This is a genomic window from Salegentibacter sp., assembly GCF_036568425.1.
In the GTDB taxonomy this organism is placed as follows: domain Bacteria; phylum Bacteroidota; class Bacteroidia; order Flavobacteriales; family Flavobacteriaceae; genus Salegentibacter.
Window position 1 is genome coordinate 22,422 of sequence record NZ_DATCSO010000118.1, and the last position, 16,290, is coordinate 38,711.

A 16,290-nucleotide genomic window follows, 5' to 3' on the forward strand; every position below is an offset into this window, starting at 1 on the left:
TTTAATTTATTCGATTCCCAGTTTATTCTGAATTAATTGTACAAATCTTTTTGCCACTATCTTATAGTCAAAATTAGTAACCACATGATCACGGGCTGCTTCCCCCATATCCCGACGTAATTCAGCATCATTCATTAACTGAAGCAGATATTTAGCGATATCATGAACATTGGCCCGGTAATCTACAGTTCGTGGAAACTGAAAGCTCACTTTATGATTCTTCTTGAATCCCGATTCTTTACCTAAAACCACTTCATTAACCACATTTTGTTTAGCGATTTCTGCAAGGAAAGCGGTTTTATTATGAATAAGGGTATCTAGCATTCCCATGGCATTTAAACTTATAACCGGTTTGCCACAGGCTCCGGCCTCTACCTGGGGCATCCCAAAACCTTCGAGCCGTGAAGGAGCAGCGTAAATATCACAGGCGCCTATCAGGTAAGGCATAAAATTTCGGGAGGTTGTGTTGGTGGCGTAAAAAATATTCTTTTCTATCCCCAGCTGCTGAGCCAATTCAAGATCCAGTAGGTTCTGCACTTTTGTTCTTGGTTGAGGCCATACCTTACACACATATTTCCAGTCGGGTGCCTGGTTATCAATAATGGCCAGGGCCTGCATAACCTCCTGTGCTCCCTTTGAAGCGGCATCGCCTCCAACGGTAAGAATCATGATCTGGTCTTGAGCGATTCCCAGAGAATCTCTTACCGCCATAATTTTAGGATTATCTTTCTTATAAGGGATGAAGTTGGTAGTATCACAGCCTACCGGCAACACTTCAATATTATCGGGTTTGATCCCATCGCGAACATACATCTCCTTAACCCAAATAGAAGTCACAAGAATAAGGGGCAACTCATTGAGTATTTCCTGGTAATTTGCTATGTATCCATCGGCCACTAACCAGGGGACGGGCTGAATGCCATAGCGTTGTGGATGCAGGATAAGATGCGGGGTGTGCCCCCAATACCCTACTCCTACCACAATATCGGGTTTGAACCAACGATAATACCATTCTTTCTCCTGCGCCGATTCAAAATGAGCCGCATGGGCATTGACACCCAATTCAAGGAGCCCCCTGTATAATAAATCTCCCTGGGTGGCCAAACCTCCCGGGGAGGGTGGGTAATCGTAGAGCACCAGTACTTTCATATTATTCTAGTTTAACAATAATAATAGCCTTATGATTGGGATTTTTTCAGCCATCTAATGGCTTGCTCAGGCTTTTTAAATCTTCGGAAGGCTTCGGTCTTTGGAGTTGTCGCTGCCTCAAAACCACCGGGTTCAAATCCATATATTTCTGTGATAAGTTTAAATTTCATTTTCCAAATATTCTCAGGAAGTGGCTCGAGAATTGAAGCACTTTCAATTGCTTTTGGAAAGTACAACTTCCCTCCATCTTCATACGCAAAGGTCCATAGCTCTGTTGTCTTAATCTCGTTTTTTTTCCAAAGTTCGATAACCGCGCTTCCTGTTTCCTCATGACGCTTATGCCTGGTATATTCGCCTGAGGGATCGTGGGTGATCACCAGGTCAAAACTTTGTGAAGGCAAAAGTTCAAGAATTATTTTCTTTACCTCTTGGTCATCCAGCGGCACCTGTTCCGGGCCATCATCCATATTCCCCATGGCTCCGCTTGCATTCAGCATTTCCAGGACCTGGTAAAATTTAGGGGCCCTGTCGGGGTCTGACTTTCTACAAAGGGAAATTATATGCCAGTCGTGGCCCTGGTGCATAATGATTAGGCCTCCGCACCATAGCGTTTCATCATCGGGATGAGCAACAATAACCCCCACCTTTCTTCCAGGAATACTTAAGATCGAATTCATGCTTCCCAAATCAGAAATATTAAAATTACCGGCAAAGTCCTTAGATAACAATGATATATATCAAGCGGAACAATTTATTTTTAATAATAAAAGCTCATAAATTACAATTAAAATATCACGGTAACACACTGATATATATCATTTTAGGAATTTGAGATTTATTATAAATTAAACTGTTAATTCTAAAATATAATTATCATGAAAAAGCTATTAATAACTTTGTTTGTGTTGGGATTTACCTTCCAGTCTTTTGCTCAGATCACAGAATTGCCGGAAATTGAACTGGTTGCCGTGAATTATAAATATCTCGATGCAGCGGGGGATGAGGATGCATCCATTTCGGTGAAGCAACTTCAGCAGCAGGTAGCCGAATATGATGTAAGAAAAGCCAACTTCTATGCCGATGAATATGATTTTTATACCGTAAATTTCTTTATTCCTGATGGGAAAATCCTGGCTTCTTATGACAAGGATGGTAATTTATTGCGTACCGCTGAAAAATTTAAAAATGTTGCCCTGCCCCAGGCTGTAAGGGATGCAATTGGGAAACGCTTTCCCAACTGGAGCATTGCTGAAGATGTTTACCGGGTAAATTATCATGAAAGCGGTAATGTAAAGAAACGATATAAAGTTCTTCTTAAAAATGGGGATAAAAGAATGCGGATCAAAACCGATGAAAAAGGAAATTTTCTCTAAAAATCAATAAGAGCGGTTAAACCGCTCTTATTTTTTTATCTATATAAGAAATCACCTGGCTTTTTCCCTGCTTTGTAGGTATTCTTTATCTGTGATGTCCAGGATCATAGGTGTGATACTTATTTTTCCCTGTTTAACTGCCCAGCGATCAGAGCCTTCATCTTCAGGCTCAATAGGTACAACGGTAAACCAGTAATGTTGTCTTCCCATAGGGTCTTTATTGGCAATAACTTTACCGTCATAATGTCTTACAGATTGGGTGGTCCAAAGAATCTCTCCATCAGGGAAACGCGGGAAATTAATATTTAGAAGTTCCCGGTCTTCTTTATCAATCACCTCTTCGAAAGCCTTTTTTACAAAAGGTTCAAGAGCTTCAAAATCTGGTTCACTATCCCCTACCGAAACGCTAAAAGCTATACCCCGTATTCCAAAAAGAACTGCCTGCCTTGCAGCAGAAAGTGTTCCGGAGTGCCAGGCAGAATTCCCAATGTTGGAGCCTATGTTAATTCCGGAAACCACCAGATCTATATCCTCCATAAGATGAGTACCCAAGGCCACACAATCGGCAGGGGTGCCACTTACCCGGTAGGCTTCAATACCCTCAAAATGTATGGGTGAGGTTTTATAGGTGATCGGTTTACCCGAGGTAATTGCCTGCCCCATAGATGATTGTTCAACATCGGGAGCCATTACGATCACTTCTCCGTATTTTGAAGCTACCCTGGCCAGGCAGGATAAGCCTGGGCTGTATATACCATCATCATTAGTGACCAAAATTTTCATAACTTAAAATTTTATATCAAATTTTTATAAAATTTAATTTACGAAAATATACACAGCTTAATGGCCATAATAAAGTACATAATCAAAAAATTATCATTATTTTAATAGACTACCTACCGGAATTCGTTTTAAAAGCTTTAAAATTTAAATCATAACTTATTGTTAAGTGACTTAGAATCTTTAATACTGGAATTTAAATTTGAAGGAAAGATCCAATCATGAAGAAAGCTCAAATTATACATAATCCCACAGCAGGAAATGCGGGTCATTCCAAAGAAAACATTATAGAGCTGATAGAAAAGGAAGGTTTTGTCACAAATTATTTTACTACCGATGATGAAAATTGGGAATCCTTCAGCAATAATGAAATGGATGTGATTTTCCTGGCAGGTGGAGATGGTACGATTCGAAAACTAGCTTCGGCCATGATTGAGAGCAAGATGTGCGAATCACATATCCCAATTTACCTTCTACCTATGGGTACTGCCAATAATATAGCCAAAAGCATTGGAATTTTTAAAAAATTAAGTGCTGTACCTTCAAAAAAGGAAGAAGAAATTCAGAAATTCACTTGTGGTAAACTAAAGGGTATTAAGGCTGAGAATTTTTTTCTCGAGGGAGCAGGATTCGGCGTTTTCCCTGAGTTGATTCGCCAAATGAAAGAAAGAGAGAAAGATGACGAAACCTCAGATGAAAAACTGAAACGAACATTAAGGGTTCTACTGGAAATAGTAAAGAATTTTAAAGCTCAAAAGGCTAAGATCAAAACTGATGGCTTGAAGATTAAAGGCTCTTTTCTTCTAGTGGAACTAATGAATATTAAATATATAGGACCGAACCTTAAATTTGCTCCTAATGCCGATGTAGAAGACGATTTTCTGGACCTGGTTTTAATCCCGGAAGCAAAAAGAAAAGCTTTTGTTCAATATATCGAGAGTCTTATCAATGAAACTTCAGAACTACGGGATATTAGGAATTTCATCAAAATCTTACGCGTTGAAAAGCTAGAAATAAAATGGAAAGGTTCAAAATTGCACGTAGACGATATCCTGGTTGATGACTATGATGGTAAAAAGATTAGGATGGAAATGAATTCTAAAACTCTTGAATTTTTCACCAATAGCCCTGTCTATCAGGAAATTCTAAAGGAAAAATCGGGAACTTAATTTCCAACCAAATTCCTTGCTCTTTTAGGTAGGCTCTGAATCCGTGATATTGAATCTTCCAAAATCAGAATTGCCACCTCAGTCATATTCTTTAGTTCGTAAAATGCGATAGAAAACGTTTCTACTTCATTTATTTCAGTTTTTAGCTGAAATAATTTTTTAAGCACTTCTTCCTTAAGCACCAAATCAGTTCCCTGAACTACCTCATATCCCATTAATTTATTTAACCTGTTCAGCTTATTTTTAATCAAAGTGTTCTTATTTGATGTTACCTCAGATTTGGATTCTGAAAATTCAAAACCAGCAAATTGCACTTCGTCTATTTCTTTAATTAGGGTTTCAAAAGCCTGGTGCGAATAAACCAAAGCCTCCAGAAGGGAGTTTGAAGCCAACCGGTTAGCTCCATGCAAGCCGGTGTATGCACATTCTCCTGAAGCATAAAGGTTTTTAATCGAGGTTCTTGCATTATAATCTACTTCAACTCCACCACATTGATAATGTGCGGCAGGAACAATAGGGATAAGGTCACTTTCAGGATTGATTCCGACTGAATTACAATAGGAAACTATTGTGGGAAAGTGTTCCTTAAAATCCGGAAAGTAAAGGTGCCTGCAATCCAAAAATACTGATTCTTCATTGGACTCTTCCAGTTCCTTTACGATGGCTGAGGATACAATATCCCTTGTAGCAAGTTCTCCGCGGGAATCATATTTAAATAGAAATCGTTGACCGTCTTTATTCACAACATATGCTCCAAAGCCTCTTACCGCTTCTGAGATCAAAAATAAGGGGTGTCTGTTAGGTTCATATAATGCTGTTGGATGAAACTGAATAAAATCCATATCCTTTATTCTGGCTCCAGCCCTGTTTGCAATGGCCAAACCATCACCAGTTGCCAAAGAAGGATTTGTAGTATTCCCGAAAATCATCCCGCTTCCCCCAGTAGCCAAAAATGTAATCCTGCCGTTTATCTGGATAAGTTTGTTGATGTTCTTATCAATGGCTTTTACTCCTATACATTTTATTTGCTTCTTCTCCTCTTTCGTTAAAAGATCGGTGACAAAATAATGATCCTGAATCCTGATATTCGGTAAAACTGTCACCTTTTTCAAAAGGGTTTTTTCCATCTCCAGACCGGTTAAATCCCTATGATGAACTATTCTGGCCTGGGAATGGCCACCCTCAAGCCCGAGCGCAAGTTCACCCGATTTATCCTTATCAAACGAGGCTCCCCATTCCATAAGCTCTTCCAAACGAGCCGGTGCCTGAGACACTACCATTTCCACTACTTTTCTATTGCTCTGGCCTTTACCAGCCTTCATGGTATCTTCTATATGCTGCTCAAAACTATCTTTAAGTTTATTCAATACTACAGCTATTCCCCCTTGCGCCCTTGCGGTATTACTTTCCCCATCTACACTTTTGGTAAGGATCAGGATCGAAAGATCAGGCCTTCTCTCCGCAGTTTTGATTGCAAAAGAGAGTCCGGCTATCCCGGAACCAATAATCAACACATCACTTGTTTTTTTCATCTTATTGGGATAATTCCATCATTCGTTTTATTGGCTTATGAGCTTGCTCCATCAGATCATTCCCAAGCAAAATTTCAGGAAATTCGTCATCAAGACACATATAAAGTTTCTCCAGTGTATTCATCTTCATAAAGGCACATTCACTACAAGCACAGGAATTATCCTCCTTGGCAGGAGCGGCAATTAGTTCTTTATTTGGTACATCTTTTTGCATCTCGTACAGGATCCCGGCTTCGGTAGCAACAATAAAACTACTTTTCGAACTATTTTTTACATAATTAAGCATTCCTGAAGTGGAACCTATATAACTTGCCAATTTCAGGATATGTGTCTCAGATTCGGGGTGGGCAATGATCTCTGCCTGTGGATTTTTTTTGTGAAGTGCTATTAATTTTTCAAGCGAAAAAGCCTCGTGAACAATACATGCTCCATCCCATAAAAGCATTTCCCTTCCGGTTTTTTCAATAAGATATTTCCCCAGGTTCTTATCGGGGGCAAATATGATTTCTTTCTCCTCCGGAATAGAATTGATTACCTTTTCGGCATTAGAGGAGGTACAAACAATATCGCTTAAGGCCTTGATCTCTGCAGAGCAGTTTATATAAGTTACCACAACATGATCTGGGTATCTGGACTTTAATTCTCCAAAAGTATCAGGGGGACAACTATCTGCCAGGGAGCAGCCCGCCTGAAGATCGGGTAAAAGGACTTTTCGCGAAGGATTGAGAATTTTAGCTGTTTCGGCCATAAAATGTACTCCGGCAAAAACTATTATATCCGCTTCAGTTTCGGCAGCTTTTTTAGCCAATTCCAGGCTATCACCTACAAAATCTGCTATTTGCTGAATTTCAGCTTCCTGGTAGTAATGCGCCAGGATTACAGCATTTTTCTGCTTTTTAAGCACATTGATCTTTTCCTGTAATTCGGCAGTATTTGGTTTGAAAAGGTTCATGGATATATTTTGCAAACAAAGCTACAAGCATTAGCCTTGGTTTTTTATGATTGTAATCAGTATTTAAAAAGAACTCCCGCTATTTTCACTCCAGTTTAAGCTTATTTTAGGGAAGCTTTAATAGTGATTTAGCTGCTTTCTTAGTAAATTTAAGTGAGATGAAAAACAAGCCAATCATATTACTTATAATTACTAGTATCATCCTGGTGCTGGTTACCGTTTTGTCTTTTTTCAACGTGCAGTTTCCCTTGGTTTTTTATTTAACCATAATAGGGCAGGCTTTTTTAATTTATACGGTTTATAACGTACTCACCAATAAATATAAAACCACCAAGACCTTTGACGACTGGTATGAAGATCATCCAATAGGCGATGAAGACTTATAAACCAAATAAAATATAACCTGATTATAATCATACTGTACATCTTGATAAAAACCCTAAATTTGCTGTAAGACTAATTAAATTATATGGAACTCAACCAGTATATAGATCATACTCTACTTAAACCCACAGCAACTCCTTCAGAAATTAAAAAACTTTGCACAGAAGCCGTTCAACATAAGTTTTACGCAGTTTGTGTAAATGGTTGTTATGTGGAAACCGCTAAGAAAGCCTTAGAAAGTTCAGATGTAAAAGTGGCTGCCGTGATAGGTTTTCCGTTAGGCGCCTCCACTACAGCATCGAAGGTTTTTGAAGCTGAAGACTGTATAAAAAAAGGGGCCGATGAAATCGATATGGTGATCAATATCGGTATGCTGAAAAGCGGAAACCTCAAATATGTAGAAGCAGAGATCGCCGATATTAAAAAGGCTATTGGCAGTAAAATCCTGAAGGTTATTATAGAAACCTGTTTTCTTACCGATGAGGAAAAAACATTGGCCTGCCGTGCAGCCTTAAGTGCAAAGGCAGATTTCGTGAAGACTTCCACAGGTTTTGGCCATGGAGGTGCTACTCCTGAAGATATTGAAATTATGAAGGAAGTTGTAGGGGATGAATTACAGATCAAAGCTTCCGGAGGGATCAAGGATACCAAAACTGCCAGGAAATATATTAAATTAGGTGTTTCCCGTCTCGGCACTTCATCCGGAGTCGCTTTAATCAGTTAAATTCTATAAATAGATGAGTGTACATATACAAGCTAAAAAAGGAGAAATTGCCGATACAGTTTTAATGCCTGGAGATCCACTGCGGGCTAAATGGATCGCAGAGACTTTTTTCGAAGATGCTTTTCTTTATAATTCGGTTAGAGGTATGTATGGATATACCGGAACTTATAAGGGAAAAAAGGTCTCGGTGCAGGCTTCTGGAATGGGGATTCCGTCAGCCCTGATCTACTGCAATGAACTTATTACCGATTACGGCGCTAAAAAACTTATAAGGGTGGGCTCTGCCGGTTCCTATCAAAAAAACTTGAAGGTAAACGAAGTTGTGATCGCTATGGCCGCTTCTTCCAATTCTGGTTTTAACCGTGCCAAATTCCCCCACGCCGATTTTGCGCCTACAGCAGATTTTGAGCTTTTTATGAAAGCCGTTCGGTATGCTGAAGAAAACCAGATAAAGTTCCACGCCGGGAATGTATTTTCTTCTGATGTTTTTTATGAAGATGATCCCCTGGACTATCAAAAATGGGCTAAATACGGAGTCTTATGTGTAGAGATGGAAACCGCAGGCCTCTACACCGTCGCCGCAAGGCATAAGGTGCAGGCACTTTCGGTATTGACTATTTCAGATTCCCTGGTAACCGGGGAGCACCTTCCTGCTGAAGATCGTGAGCGTAGTTTTAGCCGAATGGTGGAGATCGCCCTTGCTACAGTTTAAACATACTCAGGAATACTTCTGCGGATATTTTTCTAACTTCAACTTTTTAATTCAATTCGCATGAAGTATTTCTTTTTTCTCTCTTTCCTGCTATTTTCAGGTTCTGTTTTCTCTCAAAACAAAACTGAACTCCTTAAACTCCAAATAGATTCAATTTTTACAGAAACACAGGGAGATTTTGCACTTGCATTTAAAGATCTTTCACTGGAAGAAAGAAGCGTTTACATTAATGAACATGAAAATTTTCATGCTGCCAGCACTATGAAAACTCCGGTAATGATCGAGGTTTTTAATCAGGCTGAAGCGGGACAATTTTCTCTTGGTGACTCTTTGTTTGTAAAAAATGGATTTAAAAGCATTCTGGATGGCAGCAGTTTTAGTCTAGAGCTAGGAAGGGATAGCGGGGAACATTTATACAGTCTGATTGGAAAAAAACGTAGTATAAAAGATCTTATAATAGATATGATTAGCCAGAGCAGTAACCTGGCCACTAATATTCTTATTGAACTCGTAGATGCTAAAAACGTGAATAAAAGTATGCGCGAGCTTGGAGCAAAGAACATCAATGTCCTTCGAGGTGTGGAAGATATGAAAGCCTATGAGGCCGGACTTAGCAACTCCACTACTGCCTATGATCTTATGCTGATTTTTGAAGCCTTGGCCAAGGGTCAGGCGGTCAATCCTCGGGCTGATAAGCAAATGTTGGAAATCTTAAGGCTTCAACAACATACCGACCTTATTCCTGCCCTACTTCCAAAAGAAGTTGAAATAGCCAACAAAACAGGTTGGATAACCGGCGTACATCACGATTCAGCCCTTGTGAAATTAGCTGATGGTAGAAGCTATGTGGTTGTTTTGCTTTCTAAGAATATGGAAGATATGGAGGCGGGCACTCAAATGCTGGCGGGCATTTCTAAAATTATATACGATCTTATGATTAATAATCCTTAAATCTAAAAAAACGATGAGTAACTACACAGCAAACGAAAACCGATACGAAAAAATGCAATACCGTCGCTGCGGAAAAAGTGGAATCCTACTTCCCCTGATTTCCCTTGGCTTATGGCATAACTTTGGGGACACTGCTAACCAGGACAATGCCCGTAGCCTTCTGAGAGCGGCCTTTAATAATGGAATTACTCATTTTGATCTAGCCAATAATTACGGACCTCCTTATGGCTCGGCCGAAAGAAACTTCGGAAAGATCTTTGCCGAAGATTTCAAACAATACCGCGATGAGCTTATCATCTCTACCAAAGCCGGCTGGGATATGTGGCCGGGGCCTTATGGAAATTTTGGTTCAAGAAAATATCTTATAGCCAGCCTGGATCAATCGCTAAAAAGAATGGGACTGGATTATGTAGATATTTTTTATCATCACCGTCCCGACCCTGATACACCACTGGAAGAAACTATGGGTGCCTTAGATCAAATCGTAAGACAAGGAAAGGCTTTGTATGTGGGGATTTCTCAATATTCAGCTAAAGATACCACCAGGGCTGCTAAAATCCTTAGAGAACAGGGAACCCCATTCCTTATTCACCAACCTCGTTATAATATGATGGATCGTTGGGTGGAAAATGGCCTTATGAATACTCTGGAACATGAAGGCCTTGGAAGCATTGTATTTTCCCCGCTTGAACAAGGAATATTAACCTCAAAATATCTTGATGGTATCCCTGAAGACAGCCGTGCAGCTACCGAAGGAACTTATTTAAATAAAAGCCAGATCACTCCCAAAGTAGTAGAACAAATACAGGAATTAAACAAACTGGCAGAAAAACGCGATCAAAGCCTGGCTCAAATGGCCGTAGCCTGGTTGTTGAAAGATAAAAGGGTGACTTCAGTTCTTGTTGGTGTGAGTAGGGTTTCTCAGCTAGAAGATAATATTAATGCTTTGCATAATCTCAAATTCAGTCCGGAAGAATTAAAAACAATCGACAGGATCCTTGGTTTCTAATATAATAAAAACAAGAGTTTAAGCTTGCAAAATCAGGCGCAGTCGATAATATTACTTCTGCAAAGTATTATATTTCGGCTGCGCTCAAAATCAGATAATAGGCTACTGAGCCAATCACACCCCATCTTCAGAATAAATAATCTGAGATTTTAGTTTATAAAAACCTCGAGTAATTCACAGTTTTCGGCCTGGATGATAACTCTTTTATTTTTAGCAGGTATAAGCAGGCTTTCGCCCTGGTTAAGTTTTTCACTATGTCTATTGGTAGTAATTTCAGCATTGCCACTCACACACATATAAATCACAAAAGAATCTAAAGCACTATAGTCTTTATTCACCTTTCCGCTTACCGGCAGATAATTGGTTGTAAAATATTTGCAGCTTGCAATCTCAGAGGAGTGGTTTTTCTTCTTCTCATAAGTGAGTTTGAAATCATCCCGTTTTTCAAAATCTATAGCGTCAATCGCCAATGCGGTATGTAGTTCCCTACCCTTTCCCTGGTCGTCTACCCTATCCCAGTCATAAATGCGATAAGTAATATCTGAAGTCTGCTGTATTTCAGCGAGTAAAACCCCGGCACCAATAGCATGCACCTTACCAGTATTTATAAAAAAACTATCTCCTTTCTTAACCTTTTCAAAGTTTAGCACCTCTGTAATAGTTCCTTCTTCAAGGTGTTTTATATAGTCTTCTTTTGAAATGCTTTCCTTAAAGCCGATATTAATATTTGCATTCTCATCGGCCTGCATGATATACCACATTTCTGTTTTACCGAAGGAATTATGCCGCTGTTGTGCCAGCTCATCATTAGGGTGCAGTTGTACCGAAAGTTCAGTTTTAGCATCTATAAATTTTATAAGTAGCGGAAAATCATTACCGAATCGCTCGTAGATGTGGTTGCCAACAAGTTTTCCGTGATATTTTTCCAGTAGGTCATTAAGGGATTTACCTTTTAAAGATCCGTTAGCTACCACAGAAACATTCTCTTTAACCCCCGATATTTCCCAGCTTTCCCCTAAATTCCCTAGGCTACTCTCTTTGTTTAAAATTGTTTTGAGCTTATTTCCTCCCCAAATTTTTTCTTTTAAAATTGGTCTGAACTTTAATGGAAAATCTAACATGTTTTTGACTTTGGTGGGTTAAGAGCGATGTAAATATACTTAATAATAATGATGCCAGAAAAAAGATAAAAACCTATTAAAGCCTAATTCTTTCAACCTAACTCACTTAAGATTTAAATATAGAATTTTAAATAAAAAATATTGTTTTATTTATAAAGAGGTTTATATTTGCAACCGCAAAAACAATGGTTGCGTAGCTCAGTTGGATAGAGCACCTGCCTTCTAAGCAGGCGGTCCCAGGTTCGAATCCTGGCGCAATCACTTTTTGAGAACACCACAAAAGAAAATCCCCTTGAATTTCAAGGGGATTTGTGTTTTTAGGAGGTGTCCCGTCCTGAAATAGCGATACTAAAATAGGGTCAAGAACAATTTCTGAGTTTTAAGCAATTATTTCCAATTCGACTTTCTACTATAGGGGTGACTCGCTCTATATAATTAGCTGGACCTAAGCTCAGGCTGTGGTTTTTTGGTTTAAAATCTAATTTATAGCTTAATAAAGGAGTCTTTTTTAAAGTTTTCATAAAAAACTACACATGATTTAAAAAATCTGGGAAAAAGTCCTATAATGAGGTAGGTTTTCAGGATTTTAAACCGGTTTTAAATTTTAGAACAATTTGGAAAATATCTATCTGAAGGCTTTTCATAATTTAGATAAAGAAATAATCAATGTCCGGGATATATTTACTTATAGGAATTCTATTATTGCTAATCGCAATTCACGACTTTTTTTTCACCACGCTTTCCGGAAGTGGCACCGGATTTCTATCCAGAAAAATTTCTGTTATAGCTGATAAATTAATTCAAATCTGTGTTAAGATCTGCGGTAGAAAAGTATACAATTATAATGGTTTATTCGTGAACCTGATGATTCTTTTTTCCTGGTTACTCCTTATTTGGATCGGTTTGTTTTTAATTTATACCTCTAATCCGGAGGCCATTACAAACAGCAGCGGGAGAATGGCAAATCACTGGGAGCGCCTTTATTTTACCAGTTACACTCTTTCGACCCTTGGGATGGGAAATTTTAAACCTAATACCCCAATATTTGAACTGCTAACCGGATCCTTTTCATTTTTTGGGTTTATTTTCTTTACCAGTGCGATGACGTATTTTCTTTCTGTTTCATCAGCGCTGATTAATAAGAGGAGTCTTTCGAAAAGCGTTTACAATATGGGAGAAAGTCCCCAGGCCATAGCAAAAAGCATTTTGTCTTTTGATTCTTCCTTCAGGAATCAACAAATCTTAGAACTACAAAAAATGATAGATCGGCATTCTGTGAATCATCACGCATATCCCGTTGTTCATTTTTACAGGAAGGAAAAGAAAAAAGATAGTTTTGGAATTAATATAGCCCGCTTAGATGAAACAGTTAGCATTCTTCTAAATTCCCAGGAAAGCAAAAAATTCCGCGAGGAGCTACTCCTGTTACGAAATTCTTTATCCGGTTTATTCGAGGATATAGAGGAGAATTTCTCCTCAAACCATTCAACAGCAAAAGACATGAAAGATTCGTTTAATTTCACTCAGTTAGATTTAGAAAAGGCCTCTAAAGACCTTAAAAATAATAGACGCATTACAGGAGATTTACTGAAAAGTGAAAATTTTACCTGGAAAGATGTTTATTCTAAGAATTAATATTTAAAAAAAAACGAAAGAGGTTTAACAAAAGTATAACCGAAATAAGCCTTTCATTTTAAGTGCATTACTTAATTTTAAAAGACCAAAAAAATTAAAGTTATGCCGGAGACAATATGGAGAGCTAAAGCTATAAAACCCGATTATCCCTCTTTAACTGAAGATACTGAGGTAGATGTTGCCATTGTTGGCGGTGGAATAACGGGAATAACCACTGCCTACCTCCTTTCCAAAACAGGACTAAAAGTCGCTCTTTTCGAAAGCTACCAGGTGGGTTGCGGCACCACCGCCGGGTCAACAGGTAATCTCTACACGATGGTTGATTCCCGGCTCCACCATGTCCAGGCAAAATTTAACGATGAAACTGCAGCAACAGTAGCTGGGTCCCGTACAACAGCTATAGATTTAATAGAGAACCTGGTACAGAAATATGATATTTCTTGTGATTTTAAACGCCAGCCCTGGATTCTCTATACGGAATCGGGACAGAAGGATGAAACCATTGAAAAGGAAAAGAAGACCCTGAAAAAATATGGCCTGGAAGTTCAGGAGGTAAAGGAATTACCCTTGCCCTTTAAAACCGAACAGGCTATTAAAGTAGAAAACCAGGCCCAGTTTAATCCTTCTGCCTTCGTCACCGGGCTCGCTCAAAAAGCTGAAAATAAAAATTGCAGGATCTACGAAAATACTCCGGTGCATCATATTGAAAAAGGGAAACCTCATATTTTACACACGCCTAATGCCAAGGTAAAAGCGTCCAAAGTAATTCTGGCCACTCATACCCCAAAAGGAGTCTATGCTTTACAAACTGCAATTTATCCCTACCGGGAATATGCGCTGGCAGTAAAATTAAAGTCCGGGGTATATCCCGAAGGAATATTTTGGAGTACTGATTCTAAAACCCATCCTTCCCTGCGTTCTTATGAAACAGATGAAGGAAAATTTCTGATAAGCGTAGGATACCACCATAAAGTGGGACAAGAAGAACCTGGCAAAGATTATTTTAGGAATCTGGAAAAAAACCTAAGAAAAAATTACGATGTAGAATCAGTCGCATACAAATGGTCTGCACAACATTATAAATCTTCAGATGGCCTGCCTTTTATTGGGGAAAGCACCGATGACAATATTTTTATAGCTACCGGTTTTTCTACCGATGGCTTAACCTATGGAGTGGTATCTGCTATAATATTCAGGGATATAATCACCGGGAAAAGGAACAAATGGGCAGAAGTTTTTAAGGCCAAACGTTTTACCCCATTAAAATCAGCCAAAACCTATATAAAGGAAAATCTAAACGTAATGGGAGAATACCTTAAGGACATCCCGGGAAAAGAAGATGCTGATAGATTTTCAAAAATTAAATCGGGAGAAGGTAAGATTGTAGAATTAAAAGACGAAAAGCTGGCGGTTCACCGCAATGAGCATGGAAATCTCCATGTCTGTTCTGCTGTTTGCACCCATATGGATTGTATTGTAAATTGGAATAATAATGAAAAAACCTGGGACTGCCCCTGTCATGGGAGCCGTTTCAAAACTACAGGAGAAGTTATTGAAGGGCCTGCCTTTTCCCCACTTGATAAAAGACAAATTGAATCCAAGAAATAAATACCATGGTAATCATTGCAATTATTCTTATTAGCCTCGCCGTTTTGATAGGGGCATATCTTTTAAAGTTCGTCTTTAAGGAAAAACATCCTCCTAAAGCATTTGTCTTTGCACATGGAGCATTCGCAATTCTGGGGATATTAGTCTTATTTATCTATGCCCTCACCACCGAGGAACATCATAAACACTGGGATAGTATTGCAATATTTTCAGTTGCCGCCGTTGGTGGATTATATATGTTTTCAAAAGATATCAGACATAAAAATGTACCTAGATGGGTTGCAGTAGTCCATGCCGTAATTGCGCTTTTTGGTCTTGTGTGGATTTTAAGCCATATTTTAAATGAATAAAATAGCTAAAAACTCCCCCGAGTATTTGGTAGAAAAATCAAGAGTAAACCGCTATCCTGAAATGGATCGGACTTTAGCCCCTCTTAATGATTCAGGGAAAATCTCGAAAACATATTTTACTTTAAAACTTATTCATCTATTTGAAATTATTTAATTTCGTTTTTACGAAAGTCAAAGCGATAAGCGTGTCAACATTTCGGTTAACAATATTTAAATTAAGTCTGGAAAACTTGTTTTTTTAAAGGTTTAGAAACAATTGTTGGAATCTGGCGCAATAACTTTTTGAGAACACCGCCAAAGCAAAGCCCCTTGATTTCAAGGGGCTTTTTGGTTTTATAAGGCAAATTTTTCTAAAATTGGCCCAGAATTTGAAAATTATATACATTTTTAATCCAAGTAATTACTCCTTTTTCGTTGCCAGCTCATAAACACAAGGAATAACCACAAGATTCAAGAGGGTTGCAGATAGCAGTCCGCCAAGTATTACAACGGCCATAGGACTTTGGATTTCACTTCCCGGTTCACCTCCCTTTAAAGCAAGCGGAATAAGTGCAAGGCCTGTAGTAAAGGCGGTCATTAATATCGGGTTTAATCTGTCAAGTGCCCCGGTTTTAATGAGTTCAAAGCCTCTTAATCCTTCTTTTCTCAGGTCTTCGTACCTTGATACCAACAGGATTCCATTTCGGGTAGCAATTCCGAATAAACTGATAAATCCAATCGTGGAAGCAATACTTACGATTCCTGAAGTAAAGTACACGATAAGAATCCCACCAATGAGTGCCAGGGGCAGGTTGATAAGGACAATGAATGCAAGTTTTACATTTTTAAATTCAAAATACAA

At 38.7% G+C, this 16,290-nt stretch carries 17 protein-coding genes and 1 tRNA gene; 11 read left to right on the forward strand and 7 right to left on the reverse strand.

Annotated features, from left to right (window positions below):
* Window positions 1-6: 6 nt before the first annotated feature.
* Window positions 7-1,149 (reverse strand): glycosyltransferase family 4 protein, encoded by a 1,143-nt coding sequence (locus VIM94_RS11850; protein WP_332039509.1) that lies wholly within the window; start codon window positions 1,147-1,149, stop codon window positions 7-9.
* A gap of 29 nt (window positions 1,150-1,178) precedes the next feature.
* Entirely contained in the window at window positions 1,179-1,826 is a 648-nt protein-coding gene (locus VIM94_RS11855) for a PIG-L family deacetylase (protein ID WP_332039510.1), read from the reverse strand.
* Between the two features lie 198 nt (window positions 1,827-2,024).
* On the opposite strand from VIM94_RS11855, the gene VIM94_RS11860 reads away from it, so the two are divergent.
* A complete protein-coding gene (locus tag VIM94_RS11860; protein WP_332039511.1) occupies window positions 2,025-2,522 on the forward strand; it encodes a nicotinate-nucleotide adenylyltransferase in 498 nt (165 codons plus the stop codon).
* A gap of 51 nt (window positions 2,523-2,573) precedes the next feature.
* Here VIM94_RS11860 and surE read toward each other — a convergent pair whose 3' ends face one another.
* Window positions 2,574-3,305, reverse strand: coding sequence for a 5'/3'-nucleotidase SurE (gene surE, locus VIM94_RS11865; protein ID WP_332039512.1), 732 nt, complete (start codon window positions 3,303-3,305; stop codon window positions 2,574-2,576).
* Window positions 3,306-3,523: 218 nt separating this feature from the next.
* On the opposite strand from surE, the gene VIM94_RS11870 reads away from it, so the two are divergent.
* Window positions 3,524-4,471: a diacylglycerol/lipid kinase family protein gene (locus VIM94_RS11870; RefSeq protein ID WP_332039513.1), complete on the forward strand. Its 948-nt coding sequence runs from the start codon at window positions 3,524-3,526 to the stop codon at window positions 4,469-4,471.
* On the opposite strand, the gene nadB is transcribed toward VIM94_RS11870, so the two are convergent.
* Both nadB and nadA read right to left on the reverse strand, forming a co-directional pair.
* Window positions 4,468-6,003, reverse strand: a complete 1,536-nt coding sequence (gene nadB / locus VIM94_RS11875) for an L-aspartate oxidase (protein ID WP_332039514.1) — start codon at window positions 6,001-6,003, stop codon at window positions 4,468-4,470. The two genes, VIM94_RS11870 and nadB, sit on opposite strands and share 4 nt — an antisense overlap.
* 1 nt (window position 6,004) lies before the next feature.
* Window positions 6,005-6,955: a quinolinate synthase NadA gene (gene nadA, locus VIM94_RS11880; protein ID WP_332039515.1), complete on the reverse strand. Its 951-nt coding sequence runs from the start codon at window positions 6,953-6,955 to the stop codon at window positions 6,005-6,007.
* 158 nt (window positions 6,956-7,113) lie between these two features.
* Between nadA and VIM94_RS11885 the strand changes: the two genes are divergently transcribed.
* The 5 genes from VIM94_RS11885 (at window position 7,114) to mgrA (ending at window position 10,735) form a co-directional block, all read left to right on the forward strand.
* Window positions 7,114-7,341: a hypothetical protein gene (locus VIM94_RS11885; protein WP_332039516.1), complete on the forward strand. Its 228-nt coding sequence runs from the start codon at window positions 7,114-7,116 to the stop codon at window positions 7,339-7,341.
* A gap of 83 nt (window positions 7,342-7,424) precedes the next feature.
* A complete protein-coding gene (gene deoC, locus VIM94_RS11890; protein WP_332039517.1) occupies window positions 7,425-8,063 on the forward strand; it encodes a deoxyribose-phosphate aldolase in 639 nt (212 codons plus the stop codon).
* A gap of 13 nt (window positions 8,064-8,076) precedes the next feature.
* Window positions 8,077-8,775, forward strand: coding sequence for a purine-nucleoside phosphorylase (gene deoD / locus VIM94_RS11895; RefSeq protein ID WP_332039518.1), 699 nt, complete (start codon window positions 8,077-8,079; stop codon window positions 8,773-8,775).
* Window positions 8,776-8,835: 60 nt separating this feature from the next.
* Window positions 8,836-9,726: a serine hydrolase gene (locus VIM94_RS11900; RefSeq protein WP_332039519.1), complete on the forward strand. Its 891-nt coding sequence runs from the start codon at window positions 8,836-8,838 to the stop codon at window positions 9,724-9,726.
* 13 nt (window positions 9,727-9,739) lie between these two features.
* Window positions 9,740-10,735, forward strand: coding sequence for an L-glyceraldehyde 3-phosphate reductase (gene mgrA / locus VIM94_RS11905; protein WP_332039520.1), 996 nt, complete (start codon window positions 9,740-9,742; stop codon window positions 10,733-10,735).
* Window positions 10,736-10,884: 149 nt separating this feature from the next.
* On the opposite strand, the gene VIM94_RS11910 is transcribed toward mgrA, so the two are convergent.
* Complete coding sequence (locus tag VIM94_RS11910; protein ID WP_332039521.1) at window positions 10,885-11,856, reverse strand: type I phosphomannose isomerase catalytic subunit; 972 nt, start codon at window positions 11,854-11,856, stop codon at window positions 10,885-10,887.
* 187 nt (window positions 11,857-12,043) lie between these two features.
* On the opposite strand from VIM94_RS11910, the gene VIM94_RS11915 reads away from it, so the two are divergent.
* The 4 genes from VIM94_RS11915 (at window position 12,044) to VIM94_RS11930 (ending at window position 15,449) form a co-directional block, all read left to right on the forward strand.
* Window positions 12,044-12,117 (forward strand) — tRNA-Arg (locus VIM94_RS11915).
* 405 nt (window positions 12,118-12,522) lie between these two features.
* A complete protein-coding gene (locus VIM94_RS11920; RefSeq protein ID WP_332039522.1) occupies window positions 12,523-13,491 on the forward strand; it encodes an ion channel in 969 nt (322 codons plus the stop codon).
* Window positions 13,492-13,593: 102 nt separating this feature from the next.
* Complete coding sequence (locus VIM94_RS11925; RefSeq protein WP_332039523.1) at window positions 13,594-15,099, forward strand: FAD-dependent oxidoreductase; 1,506 nt, start codon at window positions 13,594-13,596, stop codon at window positions 15,097-15,099.
* A 5-nt stretch (window positions 15,100-15,104) separates the two neighbouring features.
* Entirely contained in the window at window positions 15,105-15,449 is a 345-nt protein-coding gene (locus VIM94_RS11930) for a hypothetical protein (RefSeq protein ID WP_332039524.1), read from the forward strand.
* 400 nt (window positions 15,450-15,849) lie between these two features.
* On the opposite strand, the gene VIM94_RS11935 is transcribed toward VIM94_RS11930, so the two are convergent.
* Window positions 15,850-16,290, reverse strand: a 441-nt coding sequence (locus tag VIM94_RS11935; protein ID WP_332039525.1) for an efflux RND transporter permease subunit, incomplete at its 5' end; no start/stop codon positions are given.